Genomic DNA, 25,082 nt, shown 5'->3' on the forward strand with positions numbered 1-25,082 from the left:
TTTTGCGTTGAGCACACCCTATGACCAAGCATCGCAATGACTGGGAGCAGTACTTCCAGTCCCTGAACCTTGAAGGCCGGGCCTTTATCGATGGCGCGTACCGTTGGGCCGCCAGCGGCGAGACCTTTGACAGCATCAGCCCGGTGGACGGGCGTTTTCTGGCCAAGGTCGCCAGCACCGATGAGGCCGACGCCGACGCGGCGGTGCTCGCTGCGCGCCGGGCGTTCGAGTCCGGGACCTGGCGACTGCAAGCCCCGGCGGCGCGCAAGCGCGTGCTGATCCGTTTCGCCGATCTGATCCTCGAGCACCAGGAAGAGCTGGCACTTCTGGAAACCCTGGACATGGGCAAGCCGATCGGCGACTCCATGGCCATCGACGTGCCTGCCACGGCCAACGCGATCCGCTGGAGCGCCGAGGCCATCGACAAGCTCTACGACGAAGTGGCGCCCACGCCCCACGACCAGTTGGGCCTGATCACCCGCGAACCCTGCGGCGTGGTCGCGGCCATCGTGCCGTGGAACTTCCCGATGATCATGGCCAGTTGGAAGTTCGCGCCGGCCCTGGCGGCGGGTAACTCGTTCATCCTCAAACCTTCGGAAAAGTCGCCGCTGACCGCCATTCGCCTGGCCCAGTTGGCACTCGAAGCCGGCATTCCTGCAGGCGTGTTCAACGTGCTGCCGGGCTACGGCCACACCGTCGGCAAGGCGCTGGCGCTGCACATGGATGTGGACGTGCTGGCCTTTACCGGTTCCACCGGGGTGGCCAAGCAACTGCTGGTGTATTCCGGCCAGAGCAATATGAAACGGGTGTGGCTGGAGGCGGGTGGCAAGAGCCCCAACGTGGTATTCGCCGATGCCCCGGACCTGCGCGCTGCAGCCGTAGCGGCAGCGGCCGGGATTGCCTTCAACCAGGGCGAAGTCTGCGTGGCCGGTTCGCGGCTGCTGGTGCAGCGTTCGATCCGCGAGCCCTTCATTGCGCTGCTGCTGGAGGCGCTCCAGGCCTGGAAACCGGGGCACCCCCTGGACCCGGCGACCAAGGTCGGCGCGGTGGTCGATCAGCGGCAACTGGACAATGTGCTGCGCTACATCGAGATCGGCAAGGAGCAGGGCGCCCAACTCTTGGTTGGCGGCCAGCGCGCCCTGCAAGACACCGGTGGCCAGTACGTGGAGCCGACGATTTTCGACGGCGTGACCAATGCCATGACCATCGCCCGCGAAGAAATCTTCGGCCCGGTGTTGTCGCTGATCAGCTTCGACACCGAAGAAGAAGCGCTGGCGATCGCCAATGACAGCATCTTCGGCCTGGCGGCTGCGGTGTGGACCGCCAACCTCAGCCGCGCCCACCGCTTTGCCCGGGGCCTGCGCGCCGGCAGCGTGTGGGTCAACCAGTACGACGGTGGCGACATGACCGCGCCGTTCGGCGGGTTTAAACAGTCGGGCAATGGTCGCGACAAGTCGCTGCACGCCTTTGACAAGTACACCGAGCTCAAAGCCACCTGGATCAAGCTCTAAGCCCAAATAACAACGGCGATTGCCGGCCCGCGCCGGCCAATCGCCAGGGAGTCCTAACCATGCAACCCCATGTAAACAGCTACTACGCCGCAACCCGCAACCACACCGGCGACTTCCCTGTGCTTGAAGAGTTGGTCGAGTGCGATGTCTGTGTCATAGGCGCCGGCTACACCGGCCTGTCGTCGGCGCTGTTCCTGGCTGAAGCCGGCTACAGCGTCACCGTGCTCGAAGCGGCCAAGGTCGGCTTTGGTGCCAGCGGGCGCAACGGCGGGCAACTGGTCAACTCCTACAGCCGTGACGTGGATGTCATCGAGCAGCGCTACGGCGAAAAGAGCGCCGAAATCCTCGGCAGCATGATGTTCGAAGGCGCCGAGATCATTCGCCAGCGCATCCAGCACTATGACATCCAATGCGACTACCGCCCGGGCGGGATCTTCGCCGCGCTGAACAAAAAGCAACTTAAAGGCCTGGTCGAACAGAAAAGCAGTTGGGAGCGCTACGGCAACCGCAATCTGCAACTGCTCGACGCCAAGGACATGGCCAGCGAAGTGGGCTGTGAAAATTACATCGGCGGCCTGCTGGACAAGCAGGGTGGTCACGTCCATCCGCTGAACCTGGCCCTGGGCGAAGCCAGCGCGATTATTGGCCTGGGCGGCAAGATCTTCGAACAATCGGCGGCCGAGGAAATCACCTACGGCGAACCCAATGTGGTGCGCACGGCCAAGGGTGTGGTTCGCGCCAAGTACCTGCTGATCGCCGGCAACGCCTACCTGCAGCAAGATCTCGACCCCAGGGTGACCCGCAAAAGCATGCCCTGCGGCTCGCAGATCGTGGTCACTGAGCCGCTGTCGGAGAAACTCGCGCGCAGCCTGATTACCCACAATTACTGCGTCGAAGACTGCAACTACCTGCTCGACTATTACCGCCTGACCGCTGACAACCGCCTGCTATACGGCGGTGGCGTGGTCTATGGCGCCCGCGAGCCGGATGACATCGAACAACTGATCCGACCGAAGATCCTCAAGACCTTCCCGCAGTTGAAAGACGTCAAGATCGACTACCGCTGGACCGGCAACTTCCTACTGACCATGTCGCGTATGCCGCAATTTGGCCGTATCGAAAAGAACGCTTACTACATGCAGGGTTATAGCGGCCACGGCGTCACCTGTTCGCATTTGGCGGGCAAGCTGATCAGCGAAGTGATCCGCGGTGACGCCGAACGCTTCGACGCCTTTGCCTCCCTGCCACACATGCCGATGTTCGGCGGCCGCACCTTCCAGGCCCCGCTGACCGCGATGGGCGCCGCCTACTACGCCCTGCGCGACCGATTCGGTATTTGACCGGTCAGGTACTTAAGCGCCGCGAGCCCCAGTCCACGCCGTCTTAGGCAGTGGCTGCGGGCTTGCTTTTTTTCTTGCGCGCGGGCGTATTCAGCGCGGCTACAGCTCTACCCACAAACGTGATTTAATAGCCGCCTTTCAGGTATCCGGGCCAGGCAGTCGGCGAACTTCGCAACATTGCCTGCCCGCACCCGCCTCGGCTCCTGCAGAGCTATCGCAACCGATAAACGCCGCTTCAGTCACCCTTACATAAGGCAGCTATGGACACGGGCACCCGACTCAAACTCGTTCGCGAAAGCTACAAACTCTCCCAGCGCGAGCTGGCCCGGCGTAGCGGCGTGACCAACGCCACCATTTCCCTGATCGAACAGAATCGCGTCAGTCCCTCCGTCAGCTCCCTGAAAAAGCTGCTGGAAAGCATCCCTATGTCCCTGGCGGACTTCTTCACCTTTGACCAGCCGCCACGGGAACACCAATACGTCTTCCGCGCCAACGAACAGCCCGATCTAGGCCGCGACGGCCTGCGCCTGCTGCTGGTTGGCGCACCGATCCCCAGCCGGCAGATGCGCTTTCTGCGCGAGCAATACGCCCCCGGCGCCAGCTCGGGCGAAGAGCCGATCGTGCATGTCGAAGGGGAGGAGTGCGGCCTCGTCACCCGTGGCACCGTCGAACTCACCGTCGATGGCCAGGTCAGCATATTGAACCCAGGGGATGGGTATTACTTCCCCACCACCTTGCCCCACAGGTTCCGCAATATCGGGCAGGATGAGGCCGAAATCATCAGCGCGAATACGCCAGCGAACTTTTAGGCCGCTGCCTGGACGCCTGAGCCGCGCGCAAATAGCGCGAACAATCCGGAAACCGAAATCCCCTGGCCGAGGCGATTTCGAAGGGTTGATCAAAACCTTGGGATAGGCCGCTCCACGACGCTCCAGTATGACGATGTGTCGATAAGGCTCAGGACGCGACCCTGTTCGTTGTCTTGGCTGAGGCTGCCTCGGATCAAGTCACCTGCAAGCCAACTCGGTGTGTTAGCCGCCAGCACTCGACCTTCGGCGTTGAGTAACAACGCCTCGTTGCTCACCCGCATAAGGCTGCGCACGAGCAAGGGTTCCAAGGAATGCAGAGAAATATCGGCAGCCGCTACACCAATGAAACGATCTGCGAAAAAAATAGGCACCGAGAAGGCAACGATGTACTGCTCTGTGCCGTACAAATCCACAAACGGGCCGTCTATGGAAGGCTGCCGGGTTTGCCGGGGGCGGGTGTACCAAGGCATGTGCGGGTAATCGTAAAAGCGGTCACTGCGGCTATTAAAATTCAGTCTCAGAGGCTGGATTTCTTCTTTTTGGGTGCGGCACCACCACTCCAGATGCATCTCGCGATCTTCCAGCTCACCAGGCGCGAAGACAACACCGGCACCATGAAGCTTGAGGCTCTCCGAATGCAGGATTTGCCGGACTATCGGCAGCAATGGCTCGAGGTCGCCTTGGCTGGGGCGCTTCGTTTCGCAGCACAGACGTTCCCAAATGCTCAATACTTGGGCGCTCATATCGTTGAGCCCCTTGAATACGTTACGAACGGAAGCGTTGATCAACGTGGCGCATTGGGACAACTCGTTTGCTGACATTTCGTTAGCCATGGCTCTACCTCATGACTCAGAGAAGACAATACGGTGCTTGCAGTCGACGGGGTGTAGGCCTTGAACTGCATCGCAAGCGAGTAGTTCAGCAAGTTTCGTTCCATTCATGCGCCGTCTTCTGCCATTTGTTGCAGGCGTAGGCTGCTTAGGCGGCGAAGCCCTCGTGTTACATGTGCTTCTGCCAGTGCGCCGGCCAGATTGGCGTCGTTCGCGATGATGGCTTCCAGGATGGCTCGATGCTCCCGTTCGATGGTCTGTGGATCCGGTTGACCGGCAAACGGCAGCCATAACAGCTCTCCAAGTTCAGCCTGCAAGCGCGCTTCGCTGTGAGTCAGACGCACAGACTGCGCTGCCACGGCTATTTCGATATGGAACCTGGCGTCGGCTCGTCGGCGCTCTCGTCGCTCTTGAGCGTTGGTCAGCGCGTCGATAAAGCTGCTCAGTCTTGCATGTTGCTCAGGCCCGGCGCGCTGAGCGGCCAGTCGGGCGGCCGCGCCTGAAATGGCCGCGTGTTCGTCGGCGAGGTCGCGCAGTTCAAGCGTGCTGATTTCACCAAGCTGATCGAACAGGGACTGATCTGAGGTTTGCGGCGCAGCGCAGATGAAGCTCCCGCCGCTGCGTCCGCGCCGGGTTTCGATAACCCCGCGTGTTCGCAAGACCGCCAGCGCGTCCCGCAGTGTGACCGTGGCAACGCCGAGCTGTGTGGCCAGGACGCTTTCATTGGGGAGCTGTTCGCCTTCTGTGAACAAGCCCAGATCGATCATTTCGATCAGGCGACGGGTAACAGACTCCGTTTTACCTTCCTGGTTGAGGCGTATGAGGCTTGCAGTAGGGCTCATGGCTGATTCATTCATGGGCGGCGCCGTTTTACGCCTGTGGCAATAGTCCGAGGTGGCATCAAGCGCACCCGGAGGTGTGTTTCTTTAAAAATTCTATTTCATATTTAATATGTTTTTGTGCGCGTTTATGGCGTGAATCATAGAATTGAAACGCATAAAAAGTCAAAAAAATCCCGTTAAATTGGCTTTTCCGGGGTTCTCACGGATTAAAAGATATGGTTCCATATGTTTAAGCGAGTTGAGATCGCATCCATCCGAACCCAGGAGCACTTTTAACCATGAGTCAGTTGACCCGATCAGAGTGGGACGCCAGAGCCAGGGCGCTGAGCATCGAAGGGCGAGCCTTTATCAATGGCGAATATGTGTCAGCCCATTCAGGTGCGACCTTCGAGTGCATAAGCCCTATCGACGGGCGTGTGCTTGCCCTGGTGGCGAGTTGCGATGCGGTGGATGCCGATTTGGCGGTAGCCAGCGCCCGGTTGGCGTTTGAGTCCGGCGTCTGGTCACGCCAGGCGCCGGCCATGCGCAAGGCCGTGATGGTGCGTTTTTCCGAATTGCTGCAGGCCCATGCCGAAGAGCTGGCGCTGTTGGAAACGTTGGACATGGGCAAGCCGATTTCCGATGCGCTGTCCGTTGACCTGCCGGGGACGATTGACAGTATTCGCTGGTGTGGTGAGGCAATCGACAAGATCTACGATGAGGTGGCAGCGACCTCGGTCGATCAGCTCGGGCTGGTTACCCGCGAGCCGGTTGGAGTGGTCGTTACGATCGTGCCGTGGAATTTTCCCCTGATGATGGCGTCCTGGAAGTTGGGGCCGGCGCTGGCGAGCGGTAACTCGGTGATCCTCAAACCCTCGGAGCGTTCTCCGTTGACGGCTATCCGCATCGCACAGCTAGCGCTGGAGGCGGGTTTGCCTGCGGGTGTGCTCAATGTTCTGCCGGGCTATGGCAACACCGTGGGCAAGGCGTTGGCCTTGCACGGTGACGTTGATACCTTGGCGTTTACCGGGTCTACCCAAGTGGCCAAGCAATTACTGGTTTACGCGGGTGAGTCAAACATGAAGCGGGTCTGGCTCGAGGCTGGCGGCAAGAGTCCCAACATTGTATTTGCCGATGCCCCCGATCTGCAGGTGGCGGCCGAAGCTGCAGCGGCCGCCATCGCCTTCAACCAGGGCGAGGTGTGCACCGCCGGTTCACGTTTGCTGGTGCAGGCGTCAATCAAGGAGCGTTTTGTGCCAATGGTGGTCGAGGCCATGAAGGGCTGGAAGCCAGGACACCCACTCGACCCTGATACCAACGTTGGTGCGCTGGTGGACGGCCGTCATCTGGACGGGGTGTTGCGGTACATCCACGAGGGTCAGGTAGAGGGGGCGCGGCTACTGCTGGGAGGGCGCGCGGCACGGGTAGAAAGCGGCGGCAGTTATGTCGAGCCAACCGTGTTCGACAACGTCAGCAACTCGATGAAAATCGCCCGCGAAGAGATCTTCGGTCCCGTACTGTCCGTCATCGAATTCGACGACGCCGAGGATGCGATACGCATCGCCAACGATACCCCTTACGGGCTGGCAGCAGCCGTCTGGACGGCTGACCTGTCTCGAGCCCACAACATGGCCCGCGCACTTCGTGCCGGGAGTGTTTGGGTCAATCTCTACGATGGCGGCGACATGATGGCGCCGTTCGGCGGCTATAAACAGTCCGGTAATGGCCGTGACAAATCCCTGCATGCCTTTGATAAGTACACCGAGATCAAGGCCACCTGGATACAACTCTGAAGCAACGCTCGTTAACTGCGCTACGGGCGGGATTGCGCCGTCCGCTAAGCGCCGACTAAAACAAATTCCTTTTTGAAGGATGCTGGAATGAACAGCTCAATCAGTCCTAATGTGGCTGTGGACCAGGATGCGGAGCAACTCCGTGCGCTTGGGTACACCTCGAATTTCGAACGTAGTATGAGTCTGTGGCAGAACTTTGCCCTTGGGTTCACCTATCTGTCCCCGGTGGTCGGGGTCTACACCTTGTTCGGCTTGTGCTTGGCCGCCGGCGGGCCACCGATGTTTTGGTCCTACCTGCTGGTGGGGTTCGGCCAGATGCTGGTGTGTCTGATTTTTTGCGAAGTGGTCTCTCAATACCCGATTTCCGGTGGCGTCTATCCTTGGGCCCGTCGTCTGGTCGGCAAGAAGTGGGCGTGGATGGTCGGGTGGATCTATGCCATCTCTCTTTGCGTCACCATTGCCGCGGTCGCGCTGGGTGCTGGCCCCTACATCGCCAATCTCCTGGGTTTCGAGTCATCGCCGGTGACTAACACGTTGGTCGCGCTATTTCTGACGGCCACGGCGACGGTCCTGAATCTCAGTGGCACCAAGCTGTTGGCTCGGGTGGCGATGTTTGGTTTTCTTTGCGAATTGGTCGGGGCTTTGTTGATCGGTGGATACCTACTGATCTTCGAGCGCCATCAGCCCTTGAGCGTATTGTTCGACACGTTTGACATTTCCATCGATGGGGCCTATTGGCCAGCCTTCCTTGCAGCCTCGTTGGCGGGGATGTTCCTCTACTACGGTTTTGAAGCCTGCGGCGATGTCGCCGAGGAAACCCCAAATCCTAGCCGCCAGGTTCCAAAAGCCATGCGGATGACTATCTGGATCGGCGGCGCTGCCTCGATCTTTGCGGCGTTGGCATTGATCCTGGCGGTGCCTGACATGGCCGCAGTTATTTCCGGACAAGACAAGGACCCTATGTCGACGATATTCGGCGCGGCGTTCGGTCCTGTTGGCTCTCGGGTAGTCATGGCGGTGATTACGGTCTCGTTCGTTTCCTGCGTGCTGAGTTTGCAGGCATCCGCCAGTCGTCTGCTCTATGCCTATGCTCGGGACGAAATGCTGATGGGCAGTCATGTGTTGAAAAAGCTCTCGCCTACGACGCACGTCCCGACCGCAGCCCTGATTGTCTGCGGCGTGCTGCCGGCGATCATTGTCTGTGTCGGCTTCTACCTTCAGAACGCGATTGCGCTGGTGGTGAGCTTTGCCGCCATCGGTATCTACCTGGCGTTCCAGATGATAGTCGGCGGTGCGCTGTACGCTCGTATCCGTGGCTGGAGGCCCCAGGGCCAGTTCACCATGGGGCATTGGGGTTGGGTCGTTAACATCGCGGCCCTCTGCTACGGCATGTTCGCGATCGTTAATATGTCCTGGCCACGTACCCCGGATGCGCCTTGGTACGTGAACTACGGCATCGTACTGGTCGGTGCCATCGTCATCCTCGTCGGTGCCCTCTACATGACCCTGTTTCGTCCCTATGAAAAGGGCAGGGCCCCAGCTTCTGATGCCTGGAAAAAGCGCTGATTGACAGCAAGGCCTGCCGTTGCCGCTTGCTGAATCTCATCATTCTGCCGCGTCAGGCCGCGTGAGCTTTCCTCCGTGACAGCGTTCAGCATCTTCAGATGCAGAGGCCAATTGGTCAGCAGCACTGCCAATCTCTGTTACCGTGGTCCGCAGGTTTTGCTGCATTTTATCCAGCGCACTCAGCAGCACACTGCCCGCCGTCGCCAATGCGATTACTTTATTTGACACCTGCAGGTAGGCTGGCCAGTCTTTTTCGAACTGATCACCCGCCACGCGCTCGTCATTGGCAAGAGGCGTTTGGCGATATTCCTTGAAGAGTCGCTCAACTTCCTTCTGGCTCTCGGACATGGATTGCACTGCAGCTTCAAATTTAGCCGAATCTGCGTTAGCGTACTTATATAGCAGGGCAGCATGCAGGCTTCTGGAATACGCCAACGCATTTGCGCCGGTATTAGCCGTGTTGTAAATAGAGACAATGTTGTTGCTAACAATTCCGTAACGTCGTCCCGACGGTACTCGCGTAGTCCGTGAACGCATGGATGCGTCTATTTGATCCAGTGACGCCCCTCTAGCCACGGCGCCCCAAAAAGCTCCCGCAGCGGCCTCCCAAATAGGAAAAGCCTCGTGGCTTTTTGGCACCGTGCTACCATCGACGCCCTGACTCACTGCAACAAAATGTTGCAGTGAACACCAATAATCTGCCTTTCGCTGACTCAATGACCTCCCCATTCGACTCGCAATCCGACTTGCCCATGATCCTGGTAGTGGACGATGAGCTGCGTTCGCGCGAATCGTTGCGCCGGGTACTCGATCAGGAATTCCAGGTGCTGCTGGCCGAGTCGGCCGCGCAAGCACGTGAACTTCTTGAACAGCATGTGGTGGCGGTGATCCTCTGCGACCAGCGCATGCCCCATGTCAGTGGTATCGAATTTCTCAAGGAAGTGCGCGAGCGCTGGCCGGGGGTGGTGCGCATCGTGCTGTCGGGCTACACCGACTCGGAAGACATCATCGCGGGCGTCAATCAGGCCGGTATCTATCAGTACCTGCTCAAGCCCTGGCTGCCTGAAAACCTGCTCAACACCGTGCGCAATGCGGTCGAGAGCCAATCGTTGCAAAACCATATGCAGCGACTGGACCTGGAACTGCGCGCCGGCACGCCAGCGCTGCGCCGCCGCAGCCGGGAAACGCTGGAGCGGGTGCGCGACACCTTCGATTTCTCGCGCATCGTGCGCAGCCCCGGTGGTCCGCTGGATGCCGTCTGTGAGTTGGCCGCACGGGTCGCTCGCTATGATTTGTCGGTGCTGCTGTTGGGCGAATCGGGCACGGGCAAAGAGTTGCTGGCCCGCGCCATCCATTACGCCAGCCCGCGCGCGAGCAATGCCTTCGTCATGGAGAACTGCGCGGCGCTGCCGGATACCTTGCTGGAGTCCGAGCTGTTCGGGCACAAGCGCGGTGCCTTCACCGGCGCGCATCAGGATCACATCGGGCTGTTCCAGCGTGCCAATGGCGGCACTTTGCTGCTCGACGAAATCGGCGACACCTCGCCGGCCTTTCAGGTCAAGTTGTTGCGCGTCTTGCAAGAAGGCGAGCTGCGCCCGGTCGGCGCCTCCAGCACGGTACGGGTCGATGTGCGGGTGATCGCGGCGACTCATCGCGATCTGGAACAGGATGTCGCCACCGGACGTTTTCGCAGCGACCTGTATTACCGGCTGTCCACGGTCAGCCTGGGCTTGCCGCCGTTGCGCGAGCGCACCGCCGACCTGATGCCCATCGCCAAAAAGCTGCTCGACGATGCCCGCCTGGAGCTGGACCTGCCAGACCTGCACTTTGCCGACGACGCCTTGGCGAGCCTGATCGGTTACCCGTGGCCCGGTAATATTCGCGAGTTGCGCAACGAAATCTACCGCGCCGCCGCGTTGTCGGAAGGCGCGCAAATCGGTGCGCATTCGTTTTCCTGGCGCGTCATGCAAGGCCAGGGCCAGGGGCGCAACACCAACGACATACGTCTCTCGCCACCCACGGGCACGTTGCAAGAACAACTGGACGCTATCGAAGCGACCATACTCAAGGAATCGCTGCTGCGTCACCGCTGGAACAAAACCCACGCTGCCCGTGAACTGGGCTTGTCGCGCGTGGGCCTGCGCCAGAAATTGCGCCGTCTTGGCCTGGAGGAGGCCCGATGAATACCCCATTCAGAGTGCTGTGGTTGCAATCGGGCGGTTGCGGCGGCTGCAACATGTCCTTGCTGTGCGCCGACACCCAGGACTTTTCCGCGATGTGGCGCAGTGCGGGGATCGAGTTGCTCTGGCATCCATCGCTGTCCCTTGAAAGCGGTGATCAGGTGCTGGATATCCTGAATGACTGCCTGCAAGGTCGCACCCGGCTCGATGCCTTGTGCATAGAAGGCTCATTGCTGCGCGGCCCGAACGGCACCGGGCGCTTTCACATGCTGGCCGGGACCGATGCGCCGATGATCGACTGGGTGCGCAAACTTGCGGCGGTGGCCCAATACACCTTGGGTATCGGCACCTGTGCGGCCTACGGCGGCATCACCGCTGCGGGCAGCAACCCGACCGATGCCTGCGGCCTGCAATTTGACGGTGAGCATCGCGGCGGTCTGCTGGGCGCCGACTATCGTTCGTTGCGCGGCTTGCCGGTGATCAACGTGGCCGGTTGCCCCACGCACCCTGGCTGGGTGACCGATACCTTGATGGCGCTGGCCGCCGGGTTGTTCGAGGAGGCCGATCTGGACATCCTCGGGCGTCCGCGTTTCTATGCCGATCAACTGGTGCATCAGGGCTGCACGCGCAATGAGTTCTACGAATACAAAGCCAGTGCGGAAAAACCCTCGGACCTGGGCTGCATGATGGAAAACCTCGGCTGCAAAGGCACCCAGGCTCACGGCGACTGCAATACCCGCCTATGGAATGGCGAAGGCTCTTGCACCCGTGGTGGATTTGCCTGCATCAACTGCACCGCCCCGGGCTTCGAAGAACCGGGGCACGCCTTTCAGCGCACGCCGAAACTGGCGGGCATTCCCATCGGGCTGCCCATCGACATGCCCAAGGCATGGTTCGTCGCCCTGTCGGCGCTGTCCAAATCAGCCACCCCCAAGCGCGTCAAGCAGAATGCGACTTCCGATCACCCGCTGATCGCGCCGTCGGTACGCACCCCACGCCGTTAGGAGTTTGCATGTCACGTTTGGTGGTCGGCCCGTTCAATCGGGTTGAAGGCGATCTGGAAGTACAACTGGAAGTGGAAGAGGGCCGCGTGCGTTCGGCGCGGGTCAACGCCACCATGTACCGTGGCTTCGAGCAAATTCTGCTGCAACACGCACCGCTCGATGCCCTGACCTACGCGCCACGCATCTGCGGCATCTGCTCGGTGTCGCAATCGATCGCCGCCGCCCGCGCCTTGGCCGGGCTGGCCGGCGTACAGCCGCCGGACAACGGTCTGTTGGCACTCAACCTGATGGCCGCCACCGAAAACCTCGCCGATCACTTGAGCCATTTCTACTTGTTTTTCATGCCGGATTTCGTGCGCCCGGTGTACGCCGACCGACCTTGGTATCCAGACGCGGTGGCGCGCTTTACCCCGCTGCAGGGCAGCCAGCAGCGCCTGGCGATTTCCGCGCGCAAACGCTGGCTGGATTTGATCGGCACACTGGGCGGCAAGTGGCCGCACACCGGCTCGATCCAACCGGGTGGCTCGACTCGCGCCATTGATGCCGCCGAGCGCCTGCGCCTGCTGACCCGCGTTCGCGAGTTTCGGCAGTTTCTTGAAACCGAGCTGTTCGCCGCGCCGCTGGAGCGCATCAATGGTTTCACCAGCGAAAACCAGCTCTGGGCCTGGCACGCCGAAGCGCCGGGGCAGGGCGATTTCCGCCAATTTCTGCACATCGCCCTGGACACCGGGCTTGAGCATCTGGGGCCGGGGCCGGGGCTGTATCTGTCCTACGGGGCGTATCCGCGGGCCGATGGCTCGAGCGTGTTCCCGCGCGGCCTGTGGAATGGCGTCACCCAGTGTGCGCAGCCGCTGAACCTGGACGATATCCGCGAAGACAGCGCGCATGCCTGGCTCGATGACGCTGGCGGCCCGCGCCACCCGGCCGATGGGCAAACCCAGCCGCTGATGGAAAAAACCGACGCGTATACCTGGAACAAAGCCCCGCGCCTGGCCGGCGCGGTGCTGGAAACCGGCGCCATTGCGCGTCAGTTGATCGCCGGCCAACCGCTGCTGCGCGATGCCGTGGCACGTTGCTCGGCAACGGTTTATACGCGCCTGCTCGCACGTTTGCTGGAACTGGCGCAAGTGGTGCCGCTGATGGAAAGCTGGTTGATCGCCCTGCGCCCCGGCGAGCCGTATTACCGTGCCGCCGCATTGCCCGACAAAGGCCGTGCAGTCGGCCTGACCGAGGCGGCCCGTGGGGCGCTGGGGCATTGGCTGGAGGTGGAACACGGGAAAATCTCGCGCTACCAGATCATCGCCCCGACCACTTGGAACTTCTCGCCACGCGATACCCAAGGCCAACCCGGTGCATTGGAACAAGCCTTGCAGGGTGCTCCCGTGTTACCCGGCGAAAAAAGCCCGGTAGCGGTGCAACATATTGTTCGCTCTTTTGACCCGTGCATGGTTTGCACGGTGCATTGAAAAGGAAATCCCATGGAACGCCTGACCATTTCCCTGGACCGTGGCCTCGCTGAGGAGCTGGACGCACTGATTCGCGACCAGGGTTACCACAACCGTTCCGAGGCCATGCGCGACATTTTGCGGCGGCATATCGAACAGGCGCGCCTGGAACAAGGCCAGGCGCCGCATTGCGTGGCCAACCTGAGCTTCGTTTACGATCACCATTCGCGCACCCTGACCGAACGGGTGATGGACCTGCAGCACGCGCATCATCACCTGACCATTGCCAGTCAGCATGTGCATCTGGATCACGACAACTGCCTGGAAAGCCTGATGCTCAAGGGCTCGTCCGATGAAGTGCGCGAGTTCGCCCATCGCGTGTGCGCCGAACGCGGCGTGCGTCATGGCTCGCTGAACCTGATCCCGGTGGAGCCGCATGCGACCCACGAGCAGGCCCACAGTCACCTGCATCTGCACCCTAAAAGCTGACGACCATGGCCCGTAAACCGCCACCCGGCAGCCTCGACGAAGACGCCTGGATCGAAGTCATCGCCAGGATGGACGAGGTCTATTCCAAGCTGGTGCAAGACGAAATCGCCCTGGAAGAGAAGAACGTCGAGCTGGAGCAATCGCAACAGTTCATCGCCGGGCTGCTGTCGTCGATGTCTGACGTGTTGCTGGCCTGCGACCCCGAAGGGCGCATTGAAGAGAGCAACAGCGCGCTGCGCACGCTGGTTGGCTGTGATGAGCAGTCATTGTCCGGCAGCCCGGCCTATGCATTGTTGGCCGACCCGCACAGTGAAACCCAATTGCGCCAGGCCCTCGCCAGCCTGCGCCATCCCAACGCCAGCGCCTCGCTGGAGGTCAACTTCAGGGACGCCAGCGGCGCGCCGGTGCCCGTGGATGTCAGTTGCACCGTGCGCAGCGCTGGCAACGGGCGCTTTATCGGGCATGTGCTGGTGGGGCGACCGCTGGGCGAACTCAAGCACGCGTATCGCCAACTGCACGAGGCCCACGAAGCGCTCAAGCGCACCCAACAACAACTGTTGCACGCGGAAAAAATGGCCTCGCTGGGGCGCCTGGTGGCCGGTGTCGCCCACGAACTGAACAACCCGATCAGCTTTGTGCTGGCCAACGCACATGTGCTCGACAGCTATGGCAAGCGCCTGCAGCAGTATTTACAAGCGGTCCACGACGGCGAGTCGCAAGCCAGCCTTCAAGCCTTGCGCCGACAGCTGCGCATCGATCCTCTGCTGAGCGATTTGCCGTCGTTGATCGAGGGCAGTATGGAAGGCGCGCAACGCACCGCCGACATCGTCAGCGCCCTGAAGCGCTTCTCGGCCGTGGACCGTGAAGCGCTGGGCGAGGTCGACCTCAATGACGTCATTGAGCGCGCCATCCACTGGGTTTGTCGCGGCGTCGCGCCTGATCTGCAGGTGCATTGGCAGGCCGTTGATACACCGCCGGTGCGCGGTAATGCCGGGCAACTGCTGCAAGTGCTGATGAACCTGATGCAGAACGCCTACGATGCCGCGCAAGCGGCCAACCAGGCCTTGCCGACAGTCTGGATCGATGTGACCCAGGAGCCGGGGTGGGTAACGCTGCGTTTACGCGACAATGGGGCGGGCATCGCAGAAAAGCACCTGAGCCAGGTGTTCGATCCGTTCTTCAGCACCAAGCCCGTGGGTAAGGGCACGGGCCTGGGGCTATCGATCAGCTACGGCATCATCGAGCGCTGCGGCGGTCGGATGTCGGCTGCCAATCACCCCGAGGGCGGTGCGCAGTTCACCGTGACGCTGCCCGAAGCCGGGCTTGCCTGAGCCGATAAGCCAGCACCGGTGCTGGAAGTTCATTGTCCACTTATCAGCTCGGCTGGACAGTCACTGTCCAGCCGCCATGTTCTGCGAGCGCCAGACCGTCGCCCGACCACGCCTGAATGGCACTCGGCACGTAAACTGGCACAGGGTTTGTATGAAGTTTTTCAGTTTCTTCATACTTGAACCCATCTTTCTGGAGTTCGCATGCCCTTGCATCCTGTTTCACCGGCTCTTGCGCCTATGACGTTCAAGCGTCGCGTCCTGGCGATTTTCGCCGGCCTGATCGCTGCCAACCTGCTGGCCTGGGCCTGGGCTTTCACGGCCTTCCATGACTATCCGCTGCTGCTGGGCACCGCTTTTCTGGCCTACAGCTTCGGCCTGCGTCATGCCGTGGATGCCGATCACATCGCCGCCATCGACAACGCCACCCGCAAGCTGATCCAGGAAGGCCGACAAACCGCGAGTGTCGGCCTGTTCTTCTCGCTCGGGCACAGCACCGTGGTGATCCTTGCCTCGCTTGGCATCGCCCTCACGGCCACGGCGTTCAGAAGTGAAATCGAAGCCTTTCACGGCATCGGCGGGCTGATTGGCACCTCGGTGTCTGCTGCGTTCCTGTTGCTGGTGGCGCTGATCAACCTGCTCATCCTGCGCTCGGTGTACCAGGCGTTTAACCGAGTACGGCGCGGCGAACGGATCGGCGAGCAAGAAATGAACGCGATACTCACCGGCGGCGGCCCGATTGCCCGACTGTTGCGCCCGCTGTTCCGGCTGATCAGCCGTCCCTGGCACCTGTATCCGCTGGGCCTGCTGTTCGGCCTGGGTTTTGACACCGCCACGGAAATCGGCCTGCTGGGGATTGCGGCGGTGCAAGCCTCGCAGAGCCTGCCGATCTGGTCGATTCTGGTGTTCCCGGCGCTCTTCACGGCCGGCATGGCGCTGGTCGATACCGCCGACAGCGTGATGATGACCGGGGCTTACCACTGGGCACTGGTCAACCCGGCACGCAAGCTCTATTACAACCTGACCATCACCTCCATGTCGGTGTTGGTGGCCTTGCTGGTGGGCGGGGTGGAAGTGCTCGGGCTGATTGCTGCGCGTTGGGATCTGCACGGCGGCGTGTGGGATTTCATCACCGAGATGACCGACAACTTCGGCATGATCGGCTACCTGATCGTCGGGATATTCATCCTGACCTGGGCCGTTTCCGTGTTGTTCTACCGCTTCAAAGGTTACGACCGCCTGGACGTGACGCCTGCCTGAGCCTTCTCTTCCTTTCAGTGGCTGGCGAGGTTCTCTCGCCAGTCACTTGCCAAGCCGGACACATGGTTTCCAGGCTGCATAAATAGTGGAAACAAATATTCCATCTCGGGTTTGTTGCAAGGTGTATCAGTGTGCTCGGTGAAAAAGTAAAAACCCTTTAAAAACATATAGATAAGTTAATTATTGAACAATTCACCCATGCCGCGGCGAAATGGCACAGGTCTTGTACTTACCAGATGACTGAACGTCATGGGTTATCCGCATGTTTCCAGCCGCCGTCGCAATCATGACCAAGGCTGCAGCCTCAACACCCCATAGAACTGATGGCCTTTGTAGCCGACGGCATGGCGCCTGACTCACCTGGTCAGGCACAGATTTCCAACACACCGAGTGCAGCCCCCGTTGAAGAACATTCGCGGGGAGGAGAAATAAAGTAATGGAAACGTTTTACGAGGTGATGCGCAGACAAGGCATCTCGCGCCGCAGCTTTCTCAAATTTTGTTCCTTGACCGCAACCTCGCTGGGCCTGGGCCCGGCATTCATGCCCAAAATCGCCTGGGCCATGGAGAACAAGCCGCGCACCCCCGTCCTCTGGCTGCACGGCCTGGAATGCACCTGCTGCTCGGAGTCATTCATCCGCTCCGCGCATCCGCTGGCCAAGGACGTGGTGCTGTCGATGATCTCCCTGGATTACGACGACACCTTGATGGCCGCCGCCGGGCATCAGGCCGAGGCGATCCTTGACGAGGTCATGACCAAGTACAAGGGCAACTACATCCTGGCCGTCGAAGGCAACCCGCCCCTGAACCAGGACGGCATGAGTTGCATCATTGGCGGCAAGCCCTTCGTCGAGCAGTTGAAGCGTGTTTCACGCGATGCCAAGGCGATCATTTCCTGGGGCTCCTGCGCCAGTTGGGGCTGCGTACAGGCCGCCAAGCCCAACCCGACCCAGGCCGTGCCGATTCACAAGGTCATCACCGACAAGCCGATCATCAAAGTGCCGGGCTGCCCGCCCATCGCCGAAGTCATGACCGGGGTGATCACCTACATGCTGACCTTCGACCGCATTCCCGAGCTGGACCGTCAGGGCCGGCCGAAAATGTTCTACAGCCAGCGCATTCACGACAAGTGCTACCGCCGTCCGAACTTCGACGCCGGTCAGTTCGTCGAGTCCTGGGACGACGACGCCGCACGCAAGGGCTATTGCCTTTACAAAGTCGGCTGCAAAGGCCCGACCACCTACAACGCCTGCTCGACCGTGCGTTGGAACGGCGGCACCAGCTTCCCGATCCAGTCCGGCCATGGCTGCATCGGTTGCTCGGAGGAGGGGTTCTGGGACAAGGGCTCGTTCTATCAGCACCTGACCGGTATCAACCAGTTTGGCGTTGAAGCGAACGCCGATGAAATCGGCCTGGCTGCTGGCGTCACCGTAGGCGCAGCGATCACTGCCCACGCCGCCGTCACCGCCCTCAAACGCGCCAGTAACGGCAAGGCGCCCACCACCTCGCCCGACGCCCCAGCGACAAAACAGGAATAAGCATCAATGAGCACCTATTCGACTCAGGGTTTCGACCTCAACAACACAGGCCGACGTATCGTTGTCGACCCTGTGACCCGTATCGAAGGCCACATGCGCGTCGAGGTTAACCTCGATGCCAACAATGTCATCCGCAACGCCGTTTCCACCGGCACCATGTGGCGCGGCCTCGAAGTCATCCTCAAGGGCCGCGACCCACGTGACGCCTGGGCATTCGTGGAGCGTATCTGCGGTGTCTGCACCGGTTGCCACGCGCTGGCCTCGGTGCGCTCGGTAGAGGATGCGCTGGGCATTCGCATCCCGCCGAACGCGCACTTGATTCGCGAGATGATGGCCAAGACGCTGCAAGTCCATGACCACGCCGTGCATTTCTATCACTTGCATGCACTGGACTGGGTGGACGTGGTGTCGGCGCTCAAGGCTGACCCCAAGCGCACCTCGGAACTGCAGCAGACCGTTTCGCCGGCGCACCCGTTGTCGTCGCCTGGCTACTTTCGCGACGTACAAAACCGCCTGAAGAAGTTCGTCGAAAGCGGGCAGCTCGGGCCGTTCATGAATGGCTATTGGGGCAACCCGGCGTACCAACTGCCGCCTGAAGCCAACCTGATGGCCGTGACCCATTACCTTGAAGCCCTCGACTTGCAGAAAGAGTGGGTGAAAATCCACACCATCTTCGGTGGCAAGAACCCGCACCCTAACTACCTGGTCGGCGGCGTGCCCTGCGCGATCAATATCGATGGCGACCTGGCCGCCGGTGCGCCGTTGAATATGGAACGCCTGAACTTCGTGCGGGCGCGCATCGACGAAGCGCTGACCTTTTGCCGCAACGTGTATGTGCCGGACGTGCTGGCCATCGGCACTATCTACAAGCAAAAAGGCTGGCTGCACGGCGGTGGGTTGTCGGCGACCAACGTGATGGACTACGGCACCTACGCCAAGGTCAATTACGACGACAGCACCAACCAATTGCCGGGCGGCGCAATCCTCAATGGCAACTGGGACGAAATCCTCCCCGTGGACCCTCGCGACCCCGAGCAAGTGCAAGAGTTCGTGACCCACTCCTGGTACAACTACCCGGACAACGACAAGGGCCTGCACCCGTGGGACGGCATCACCGAGCCGAACTACGAGCTGGGCGCGAAAACCAAGGGCACCCGCACCAACATCGAAGAAGTCGACGAAAGCGCCAAGTATTCGTGGGTCAAATCGCCGCGCTGGCGCGGCCATGCCATGGAAGTCGGGCCTTTGGCGCGTTACATCCTGGGCTATGCCCATGCCCTTAAAGGCAACCCGCATTGCCAGCGGGTCAAGGAGCAACTGGAAGGTTCGCTGCGAGCCGTCAACCACGACTTGCCAAAAGCCCTGGGCCTGGCGGAAACCAACCTGAGTGCCAAGCAACTCTTGCCAAGCACGATTGGCCGAACCCTGACCCGCGCCCTGGAAGCCGAGTACTGCGCAGAAATGATGGTCGACGACTGGAACGAGTTGATGACCAACATCCGCAACGGCGACCGCGCCACCGCCAACGTTGAAAAGTGGGACCCGTCCACCTGGCCGGCTGAAGCCAAAGGGGTCGGCATCGTTGCCGCGCCACGCGGCGCATTGGGCCACTGGATCCGGATCAAGGACGGCAAGATCGAGAACTACCAGTGCGTCGTGCCCAGCACCTGGAATGGCAGCCCGCGTGACGCCAAAGGCCAGATCGGGGCTTTCGAAGCCGCGCTGATGAACACGCCGGTGGCGATCCCCGATCAGCCTGTGGAAATCCTGCGCACGTTGCACTCCTTCGACCCGTGCATGGCCTGCGCCACCCACGTGATGAGCGAGGACGGCGCGGAGTTGAGCACAGTCAAGGTCAGTTGATCGATTGTTCAACGCTGCAATTGGCAGGCGCTACGGCGCCTGCCCATCCAAAGGTGACGCTATGACCCAACCTACTCAAAGCCCCATCGACCAGTCGGAATACGTGTACGAGGCGCCCGTGCGCCTGTGGCATTGGATCAATGCCGCCTGCATTGTGGTGCTGGCCATCACCGGCTACCTGATTGGCGCGCCGCTGGCCACCCAGCCGGGCGAAGCCAGCGAGCATTTCGTGATGGGCTACATCCGCTTTGCGCATTTCAGCGCGGCCTACATTTTCACCATCGCCATGATCGGGCGCGCCTATTGGGCGCTGGTGGGCAATCATCATGCTCGCGAACTGTTCTCGGTGCCGCTGACCAGCAAGGCGTACTGGGCCGACATGAGCGCTTGGATGCGCTACTACCTGTTCATCGGGCCTACTCCAACACCGATGTTCGGCCACAACCCGCTGTCGCGTTTCGCGATGTTTTTCATCTTCCTGCTGACCTCACTGTTCATGATCCTGACCGGCTTTGCACTGTATGGCGAAGGCGCGCAAATGGGCTCGTGGCAGGAACGCACCTTCGGTTGGGTGCTGCCGCTGCTGGGGCAATCCAACAATGTGCATGTCCTGCATCACTTGGGCATGTGGGTGATTGTGCTATTCGTCATGTCCCACATCTATGCCGCCGTGCGCGAAGAAATCAACGGGCGCCTGAGCTTGGTCGGGTCAATGATTTCCGGCTACAAGACCTTCAAAAAATGACCACATTGGTAGAAACCGCCATGAGTCCTCTCCAACCGACACTGCCGCAGATCACTGTGCTGGGCATCGGCAATCTTTTGTGGGCCGACGAAGGCTTCGGCGTGCGTTGCGTCGAAGCCTTGCAACAGCGTTATGAGTTCGCCGACAACGTGGCGCTGATCGATGGCGGCACGCAAGGCCTGTACTTGATCCAACATGTTCAGCAAGCCGATTACCTGCTGATTTTCGACGCCGTGGACTACAACCTCACGCCTGGCGAACTGAAGTTCATCGCCGACGACGATGTCCCCAAATTCCTCGGCATCAAAAAGCTCAGCCTGCACCAGACCGGCTTCCAGGAAGTGCTGATGCTCGCGCAATTGACCGGTCACTACCCAACACGGGTGTTGCTGATCGGTTGCCAGCCGGAAAACATGATGGATTACGGCGGCAGCCTGCGCGCCAGCGTCAGGGCCGCCATGGAAGGCGCGCTGGATGAGGCGCTGCGCGTGCTCGACAGTTGGGGCGCGGCGCCGCAAAAACGCGCTACGCCGCTCACCGGTGAGGAGGCCGTGACACTGCCGCACCTTGAGCTGCAACGCTACGAAAACGAACGTCCGTCCGAACAGCAAGCCTGCCGGATCGGCGACGAACGCATCCTCGCCAGGCGCGCCTGATATGTGCATCGGACTGCCCATGCAAGTGATCGAGGTTGAGTTGGGCTTTGCCCGCTGTCGCGACCGCAACGGCGAAGAACGGCGCATCGACCTCTCACTGGTCGGCCCGTGTGCGGTCGGCGACTGGCTGTTGATCTTTCTCGACGCCGCCCGTGAACGCCTCGACGCCCAACGCGCCGGTGAAATCGACGCAACCCTGCGCCTGCTCGAAGCGGCTTTGTTCGGCACGGCCCCGCAGCCAGACAGCGCGCCGGGTTTCAGCTTGCCCTCGGCAATGAGCGCCGGGCAACTGGCCGCCTTGCTCGGCCACGCATCGCCAACCCTTGAGCCTGCTGCGCTCACCCCACCTCAACCGTCAGTCAAGGACCCCACATGAGCGACTCCGCTGTTTTCATGGCGCCCATTCCCGCGACGCCCGCCATCCCGGCCTTGATCAGCCGGCTGGTGGAGCAATTCGACGCGGCCTGGATCGACGCCGATAACCTCGACGCCTGGCTTGCCGAAGGCGGCGACTGCCTGTTGCTGCTGTGCGGTGACCCGGTACGCCATCCCGAATGCCTGGACGTGGCCGTGGTGTTGCCGGAACTGCGCATGGAAATTGCGCGCCGCCACCACGTGACCCTGCGCCTGGGCGTGGTCAGTCGCGCCGATGAAGACGCCGTCGCCGCGCGCTTTGCCGTGCGCCGCTGGCCGTCGCTGGTTTGGCTGCGCGATGCAGGTTACGTCACCACCTTCAGCGGCATGCTTGACTGGGACGAATACCTGCGCCTGGCGGACAGTGCCGTGAGCCAAAGCAATGCGCGCATTCCATTGCTTGCCGGTGCCCCGGTCAGCGCCCCCGGAGGTTGCCAATGAACCACGATTTGAATGACCGCGATGCGCAAAACCACGCCGTGGAGTTCGATCCGCTGAACTACATCCCCGTGGTGGATATCGGCCCCGGCTCGCAACCTGACGATGAGGACGTGCTCGAATACATCAGCATGCCTCAGGGCATGTATACCCATAGCATTCCGGTGCTGCCCGAACCTGAAGAGCTGGAGGCGCTGCCCGGCGCCCGGCAAGCGTTGCAACAGTTGCTGCAATGCCTGCGCGACTGCAATAACGGCCTGCCCACGCAAAGCGTCGACCTCAGCGGCCTGGAAATCGGCGACCGCAAGCTGCTCGACCAATTGCTGGGCGAGGGTGAAGTCAGCGCGATCATTGCCGCGCAGCCGTCGTTGCGTATCCAGGAATCGATCTTCGCCGGCGTATGGCGCATCTACGGCCAGGGCTACGATCACGTCGAAGTGGGCGCCGCGCCCTCGCAACTGCGCGGCAATGCTCGCGCTGCGGCTCGGCCCGCGGATTTCGACTTGTCGTCCCCGTTGCCGCTCGGCGTCATGAACGCCCCGGCGATCCTGACCGAGGTACAAGACCGCAGCCAACACTGGCAACCCGGCGATCAGGTGCATGTCATCAACCTGACCTTACTGCCGTTGTCCGAACAAGACATCGCCTTCCTCGACACCTATTTGCCCGCCGGCCCTGTGCGCGCATTGGCCCGTGGCTATGGCAATTGCCTGATCAGCGCCACCCGGATCCAGAACTGCTGGCGCATCACGTACTTCAACTCACAGGATGCGCAAATCCTCGACACCATCGAGATCACCGACCTGCCGGAAGTGATCTGCGCCGCCCCCGAAGACCTGGCCGACTCACTGGAGCGCTTCGAAGACGTTATCCAGTGGTTCGAAGGGCAGTGAGGTCACGATGAACGAAAAAACCGGCTTCGAAGGCAGCTACGGCGGCGACAACGCCCGGATCAGCGACGCCACCCGCCTGGAATGCAAAATCTGTTGGTGGGTGTATGACCCGCGCGAAGGTGACCCGGTCTGGCAGATCGAGCCCGGCACGCCGTTCTCGGCATTGCCGGAGCATTGGCGTTGCCCGAACTGCGATGGCGATGCGGAGCAGTTCATGGTGATCGATGAACCTGTCTGAGTGGCAAGACTGCCCGGCGCAACAGGCACAAACGCTGTGCGCGCATTTCCAGGGCATCGCTGACACACGCATGCGCGGGTTGCCGTTTCTCAATCAGCAACTGGTGGTCGAGGCGGTGGGCTTTAGCGCGCAAATCGCCGGGGAAAACGCGGCCACCGGAGTGCTCGGCATTCTGATCACGCCTTGGTTCATGAACCTGATCTGGCTGCCGGAGAACACCGGCACAATCCTGGCCCAGGGTGCGTCAGGGGAGCATCAATTTGGCGGCCAGTGCCTGAGCTTTATTGGCGCAGAGGGCGAGGGCATCGGTGGTTACGAGAGCTGCTCGCTGTTTTCACCGATGTTTGAATTCGCCGATCAGGACGCGGCCCGGCAAACCGCCGAACAGGTGTTGGCGTTGTTGCGCGACGCGCCCGAACGCCCACCCGAACGCCCGGCCATCAGTCGCCGTGGCTTGTTGTTCGGACGCGCGTCCGGGGGCGCGCAATGACCTCCACGGCAACCCTGGCGCGGCTCAGCGGCTCGTTGCGGGTGCGTCCCGGTCAGCAGCCCGCCATTGTCGGCAGCCGCCCGGCGTTGGCCGCCACTTTGTTGCGCGGCCAGCCGCCACAGACCGCCGCGCACCACTTGCCGTTGCTCTATAGCCTGTGCGGGCAAGCGCATCGCTTGACCGCCGAGTTGGCCGTCAACACCGCACTGCACGGCGAAACACCCATCGACCCAAACGCCCAGCGCATGCTGGAGGCCGAAACCCGCCGCGAGCATCTGCGGCGTATGCTGCTCGAATGGCCGCAGTTGCTGGGTAACCCGCCGGTGCGCCCCGATCTCAGCCAACTGCATGCCTGGGAACACGCCCCGCAACAGGCGATGCAGGCCTGGCTGGGCGAATCGGCGGCGCAATGGCTTGAACGATGGGACGCCGAGCCGTTCAGCGCGCTCGATGACTGGAGCCAACGCAGCGCTCATTGGCTGGCGCAAGCCCTGGCCGATTGCCGCGACGAGGCCCACGCCTTACAACTGCCGGTGCATGCCCTGTCACTGGCCGGCAACACCCAAGCGCTGCGCGCGGTGGCCGAACAACTGCGGCAGGCCAGCGATTTCGCGTTGCATCCGGTGGTCTTAGGGCTACCCTGTGAGACGGGCAGTTGGACCCGCGAGCGCGAGGCGGAGCCACAACGCTACGCCAGCGTCTGGTTGCGCCTGGGGGCGCGCTTGGCCGAACTGGCGCGGCTCTCGCTGCCACAGCCCAGTGGCTTGGCATTCGGCGCATTGGCGCTGGGGCCAAACGAGGCGTTGGCCTGGAGCGAAACCTCGCGTGGTCTGCTGCTGCACCGGGTCTGTCTGGAGCGAATGAATGCCGGTGTGTTGATCAGCGACTATCAGGTCATCGCGCCGACTGAATGGAACCTTCATCCTCAAGGCGCGCTGGCCCAGGGGGTGGCGAAGCTGTCCGCCAGCGATCCGCGCACCCGACGTCGCGCTGAACTGTTGATCGCGGCTTTCGACCCGTGCATCGGCTTCACCCTCGAGCTTGAAGCCGCACCGAGCGAGGAGATTATTCATGCATGAAGTGAGTCTGGCGGGCGGCATTCTCAGCGCCGTCGAGGCGGCGGCCAGGCGCGATCCGTTCGTGCGGGTCAGCCGCTTGCGCCTGGAAGCCGGCAAGCTGGCTGGCGTTGAAATCGAGGCGCTGCGTTTTGCCCTTGAAGCATTGGCGCCAGGCACCTTGCTGGCCGGTGCGCAAATCGATATTGAACAACCCCCGGGCCAGGCCTGGTGCCTGGATTGCGCCATCAGCGTGCCGCTGACCGAGCGCGGCGCTGGCTGCCCGCAGTGCGGCGGCTTCTGGCTGCAACCTACCGGCGGTACTGAACTGCGCATCCTCGACCTGCAGGTCGAGGATCATTAATCGTTTGATTTTG

Annotated in this window: 24 protein-coding genes and 1 pseudogene; 22 read left to right on the plus strand and 3 right to left on the minus strand. The window is 61.4% G+C overall.

Features of this window, described 5'->3' with window-relative positions; genetic code table 11:
• Positions 1-20 precede the first annotated feature (20 nt).
• From U5A08_RS13465 to U5A08_RS13475, 3 genes are all read left to right on the plus strand, one after another.
• Entirely contained in the window at positions 21-1,511 is a 1,491-nt protein-coding gene (locus tag U5A08_RS13465; RefSeq protein WP_321851921.1) for an aldehyde dehydrogenase, read from the plus strand.
• 59 nt (positions 1,512-1,570) lie between these two features.
• Positions 1,571-2,851 carry an NAD(P)/FAD-dependent oxidoreductase gene (locus tag U5A08_RS13470; RefSeq protein ID WP_253395539.1) on the plus strand — a complete coding sequence of 427 codons (1,281 nt, stop codon included), beginning with the start codon at positions 1,571-1,573 and terminating at the stop codon, positions 2,849-2,851.
• A gap of 260 nt (positions 2,852-3,111) precedes the next feature.
• Positions 3,112-3,660, plus strand: a complete 549-nt coding sequence (locus tag U5A08_RS13475) for a cupin domain-containing protein (RefSeq protein WP_010563061.1) — start codon at positions 3,112-3,114, stop codon at positions 3,658-3,660.
• 89 nt (positions 3,661-3,749) lie between these two features.
• Here U5A08_RS13475 and U5A08_RS13480 read toward each other — a convergent pair whose 3' ends face one another.
• Together U5A08_RS13480 and U5A08_RS13485 are read right to left on the minus strand one after the other, a co-directional pair.
• On the minus strand, positions 3,750-4,493 hold the full coding sequence (locus U5A08_RS13480; protein ID WP_253395541.1) for a PDC sensor domain-containing protein: 744 nt from the start codon (positions 4,491-4,493) through the stop codon (positions 3,750-3,752).
• Positions 4,494-4,597: 104 nt separating this feature from the next.
• Positions 4,598-5,332, minus strand: a complete 735-nt coding sequence (locus tag U5A08_RS13485) for a FadR/GntR family transcriptional regulator (RefSeq protein ID WP_253400386.1) — start codon at positions 5,330-5,332, stop codon at positions 4,598-4,600.
• A 278-nt stretch (positions 5,333-5,610) separates the two neighbouring features.
• Between U5A08_RS13485 and U5A08_RS13490 the strand changes: the two genes are divergently transcribed.
• On the plus strand, positions 5,611-7,104 hold the full coding sequence (locus U5A08_RS13490) for an aldehyde dehydrogenase (protein ID WP_253395544.1): 1,494 nt from the start codon (positions 5,611-5,613) through the stop codon (positions 7,102-7,104).
• Between the two features lie 87 nt (positions 7,105-7,191).
• Positions 7,192-8,670 carry an APC family permease gene (locus U5A08_RS13495; protein ID WP_253395546.1) on the plus strand — a complete coding sequence of 493 codons (1,479 nt, stop codon included), beginning with the start codon at positions 7,192-7,194 and terminating at the stop codon, positions 8,668-8,670.
• 14 nt (positions 8,671-8,684) lie between these two features.
• On the opposite strand, the pseudogene U5A08_RS13500 reads toward U5A08_RS13495, so the two are convergent.
• Positions 8,685-9,162 (minus strand): annotated as a pseudogene (locus U5A08_RS13500) (MCP four helix bundle domain-containing protein); the annotation flags it as partial.
• 224 nt (positions 9,163-9,386) lie between these two features.
• Between U5A08_RS13500 and U5A08_RS13505 the strand changes: the two are divergent.
• The 17 genes from U5A08_RS13505 (at position 9,387) to U5A08_RS13585 (ending at position 25,069) form a co-directional block, all read left to right on the plus strand.
• A complete protein-coding gene (locus U5A08_RS13505; protein ID WP_253395550.1) occupies positions 9,387-10,853 on the plus strand; it encodes a sigma-54-dependent transcriptional regulator in 1,467 nt (488 codons plus the stop codon).
• A complete protein-coding gene (locus tag U5A08_RS13510) occupies positions 10,850-11,854 on the plus strand; it encodes an NADH-quinone oxidoreductase subunit B family protein (RefSeq protein ID WP_253395552.1) in 1,005 nt (334 codons plus the stop codon). The genes U5A08_RS13505 and U5A08_RS13510 overlap by 4 nt, the downstream gene beginning before the upstream one ends.
• Before the next feature lie 8 nt (positions 11,855-11,862).
• Entirely contained in the window at positions 11,863-13,320 is a 1,458-nt protein-coding gene (locus tag U5A08_RS13515) for a nickel-dependent hydrogenase large subunit (RefSeq protein WP_321851929.1), read from the plus strand.
• Positions 13,321-13,332: 12 nt separating this feature from the next.
• The gene (gene nikR / locus U5A08_RS13520) at positions 13,333-13,788 is read left to right on the plus strand and encodes a nickel-responsive transcriptional regulator NikR (protein ID WP_253395556.1); all 456 of its coding nucleotides are present in this window, start codon (positions 13,333-13,335) and stop codon (positions 13,786-13,788) included.
• Positions 13,789-13,793: 5 nt separating this feature from the next.
• The gene (locus tag U5A08_RS13525) at positions 13,794-15,119 is read left to right on the plus strand and encodes a PAS domain-containing sensor histidine kinase (RefSeq protein WP_321851932.1); all 1,326 of its coding nucleotides are present in this window, start codon (positions 13,794-13,796) and stop codon (positions 15,117-15,119) included.
• 201 nt (positions 15,120-15,320) lie between these two features.
• A complete protein-coding gene (locus tag U5A08_RS13530) occupies positions 15,321-16,376 on the plus strand; it encodes a HoxN/HupN/NixA family nickel/cobalt transporter (RefSeq protein ID WP_321851934.1) in 1,056 nt (351 codons plus the stop codon).
• A gap of 436 nt (positions 16,377-16,812) precedes the next feature.
• Positions 16,813-17,913, plus strand: coding sequence for a hydrogenase small subunit (locus U5A08_RS13535; RefSeq protein WP_253395562.1), 1,101 nt, complete (start codon positions 16,813-16,815; stop codon positions 17,911-17,913).
• 6 nt (positions 17,914-17,919) lie between these two features.
• Positions 17,920-19,776, plus strand: coding sequence for a nickel-dependent hydrogenase large subunit (locus tag U5A08_RS13540; protein ID WP_253395564.1), 1,857 nt, complete (start codon positions 17,920-17,922; stop codon positions 19,774-19,776).
• 61 nt (positions 19,777-19,837) lie between these two features.
• Entirely contained in the window at positions 19,838-20,521 is a 684-nt protein-coding gene (gene cybH / locus U5A08_RS13545; RefSeq protein ID WP_253395566.1) for a Ni/Fe-hydrogenase, b-type cytochrome subunit, read from the plus strand.
• 20 nt (positions 20,522-20,541) lie between these two features.
• Positions 20,542-21,177: a HyaD/HybD family hydrogenase maturation endopeptidase gene (locus U5A08_RS13550; protein WP_253395568.1), complete on the plus strand. Its 636-nt coding sequence runs from the start codon at positions 20,542-20,544 to the stop codon at positions 21,175-21,177.
• Position 21,178: 1 nt separating this feature from the next.
• Positions 21,179-21,553 (plus strand): HypC/HybG/HupF family hydrogenase formation chaperone, encoded by a 375-nt coding sequence (locus U5A08_RS13555; protein WP_321851937.1) that lies wholly within the window; start codon positions 21,179-21,181, stop codon positions 21,551-21,553.
• Complete coding sequence (locus U5A08_RS13560; protein ID WP_321851939.1) at positions 21,550-22,032, plus strand: thioredoxin domain-containing protein; 483 nt, start codon at positions 21,550-21,552, stop codon at positions 22,030-22,032. The genes U5A08_RS13555 and U5A08_RS13560 overlap by 4 nt, the downstream gene beginning before the upstream one ends.
• Complete coding sequence (locus U5A08_RS13565) at positions 22,029-22,922, plus strand: hydrogenase expression/formation protein (RefSeq protein WP_321851941.1); 894 nt, start codon at positions 22,029-22,031, stop codon at positions 22,920-22,922. Before U5A08_RS13560 ends, U5A08_RS13565 begins: the two co-directional genes overlap by 4 nt.
• 7 nt (positions 22,923-22,929) lie before the next feature.
• A complete protein-coding gene (locus tag U5A08_RS13570) occupies positions 22,930-23,160 on the plus strand; it encodes a rubredoxin (protein WP_219806718.1) in 231 nt (76 codons plus the stop codon).
• Positions 23,147-23,650, plus strand: a complete 504-nt coding sequence (hybE, locus tag U5A08_RS13575) for a [NiFe]-hydrogenase assembly chaperone HybE (protein WP_321851945.1) — start codon at positions 23,147-23,149, stop codon at positions 23,648-23,650. The genes U5A08_RS13570 and hybE overlap by 14 nt, the downstream gene beginning before the upstream one ends.
• Positions 23,647-24,729: a HoxV gene (locus U5A08_RS13580; protein WP_321851946.1), complete on the plus strand. Its 1,083-nt coding sequence runs from the start codon at positions 23,647-23,649 to the stop codon at positions 24,727-24,729. Before hybE ends, U5A08_RS13580 begins: the two co-directional genes overlap by 4 nt.
• Complete coding sequence (locus tag U5A08_RS13585; protein WP_253395577.1) at positions 24,722-25,069, plus strand: hydrogenase maturation nickel metallochaperone HypA/HybF; 348 nt, start codon at positions 24,722-24,724, stop codon at positions 25,067-25,069. Before U5A08_RS13580 ends, U5A08_RS13585 begins: the two co-directional genes overlap by 8 nt.
• Positions 25,070-25,082: the final 13 nt, after the last annotated feature.

Source organism: Pseudomonas paraveronii (genome assembly GCF_963681955.1).
In the GTDB taxonomy this organism is placed as follows: domain Bacteria; phylum Pseudomonadota; class Gammaproteobacteria; order Pseudomonadales; family Pseudomonadaceae; genus Aquipseudomonas; species Aquipseudomonas paraveronii.

Coding starts and splice junctions, on each gene's coding strand:
- U5A08_RS13535 (WP_253395562.1), top strand. CDS start 16,813: ATGGAAACGTTTTACGAGGTGATGCGCAGACAAGGCATCTCGCGCCGC.
- U5A08_RS13495 (WP_253395546.1), top strand. CDS start 7,192: ATGAACAGCTCAATCAGTCCTAATGTGGCTGTGGACCAGGATGCGGAG.
- U5A08_RS13580 (WP_321851946.1), top strand. CDS start 23,647: ATGACCTCCACGGCAACCCTGGCGCGGCTCAGCGGCTCGTTGCGGGTG.
- U5A08_RS13465 (WP_321851921.1), top strand. CDS start 21: ATGACCAAGCATCGCAATGACTGGGAGCAGTACTTCCAGTCCCTGAAC.
- U5A08_RS13475 (WP_010563061.1), top strand. CDS start 3,112: ATGGACACGGGCACCCGACTCAAACTCGTTCGCGAAAGCTACAAACTC.
- U5A08_RS13550 (WP_253395568.1), top strand. CDS start 20,542: ATGAGTCCTCTCCAACCGACACTGCCGCAGATCACTGTGCTGGGCATC.
- hybE (WP_321851945.1), top strand. CDS start 23,147: ATGAACCTGTCTGAGTGGCAAGACTGCCCGGCGCAACAGGCACAAACG.
- U5A08_RS13540 (WP_253395564.1), top strand. CDS start 17,920: ATGAGCACCTATTCGACTCAGGGTTTCGACCTCAACAACACAGGCCGA.
- U5A08_RS13490 (WP_253395544.1), top strand. CDS start 5,611: ATGAGTCAGTTGACCCGATCAGAGTGGGACGCCAGAGCCAGGGCGCTG.
- U5A08_RS13585 (WP_253395577.1), top strand. CDS start 24,722: ATGCATGAAGTGAGTCTGGCGGGCGGCATTCTCAGCGCCGTCGAGGCG.
- U5A08_RS13505 (WP_253395550.1), top strand. CDS start 9,387: ATGACCTCCCCATTCGACTCGCAATCCGACTTGCCCATGATCCTGGTA.
- U5A08_RS13510 (WP_253395552.1), top strand. CDS start 10,850: ATGAATACCCCATTCAGAGTGCTGTGGTTGCAATCGGGCGGTTGCGGC.
- U5A08_RS13565 (WP_321851941.1), top strand. CDS start 22,029: ATGAACCACGATTTGAATGACCGCGATGCGCAAAACCACGCCGTGGAG.
- U5A08_RS13530 (WP_321851934.1), top strand. CDS start 15,321: ATGCCCTTGCATCCTGTTTCACCGGCTCTTGCGCCTATGACGTTCAAG.
- U5A08_RS13560 (WP_321851939.1), top strand. CDS start 21,550: ATGAGCGACTCCGCTGTTTTCATGGCGCCCATTCCCGCGACGCCCGCC.
- nikR (WP_253395556.1), top strand. CDS start 13,333: ATGGAACGCCTGACCATTTCCCTGGACCGTGGCCTCGCTGAGGAGCTG.
- U5A08_RS13515 (WP_321851929.1), top strand. CDS start 11,863: ATGTCACGTTTGGTGGTCGGCCCGTTCAATCGGGTTGAAGGCGATCTG.
- U5A08_RS13570 (WP_219806718.1), top strand. CDS start 22,930: ATGAACGAAAAAACCGGCTTCGAAGGCAGCTACGGCGGCGACAACGCC.
- U5A08_RS13480 (WP_253395541.1), bottom strand. CDS start 4,493: ATGGCTAACGAAATGTCAGCAAACGAGTTGTCCCAATGCGCCACGTTG.
- U5A08_RS13485 (WP_253400386.1), bottom strand. CDS start 5,332: ATGAGCCCTACTGCAAGCCTCATACGCCTCAACCAGGAAGGTAAAACG.
- U5A08_RS13555 (WP_321851937.1), top strand. CDS start 21,179: ATGTGCATCGGACTGCCCATGCAAGTGATCGAGGTTGAGTTGGGCTTT.
- U5A08_RS13525 (WP_321851932.1), top strand. CDS start 13,794: ATGGCCCGTAAACCGCCACCCGGCAGCCTCGACGAAGACGCCTGGATC.
- U5A08_RS13470 (WP_253395539.1), top strand. CDS start 1,571: ATGCAACCCCATGTAAACAGCTACTACGCCGCAACCCGCAACCACACC.
- cybH (WP_253395566.1), top strand. CDS start 19,838: ATGACCCAACCTACTCAAAGCCCCATCGACCAGTCGGAATACGTGTAC.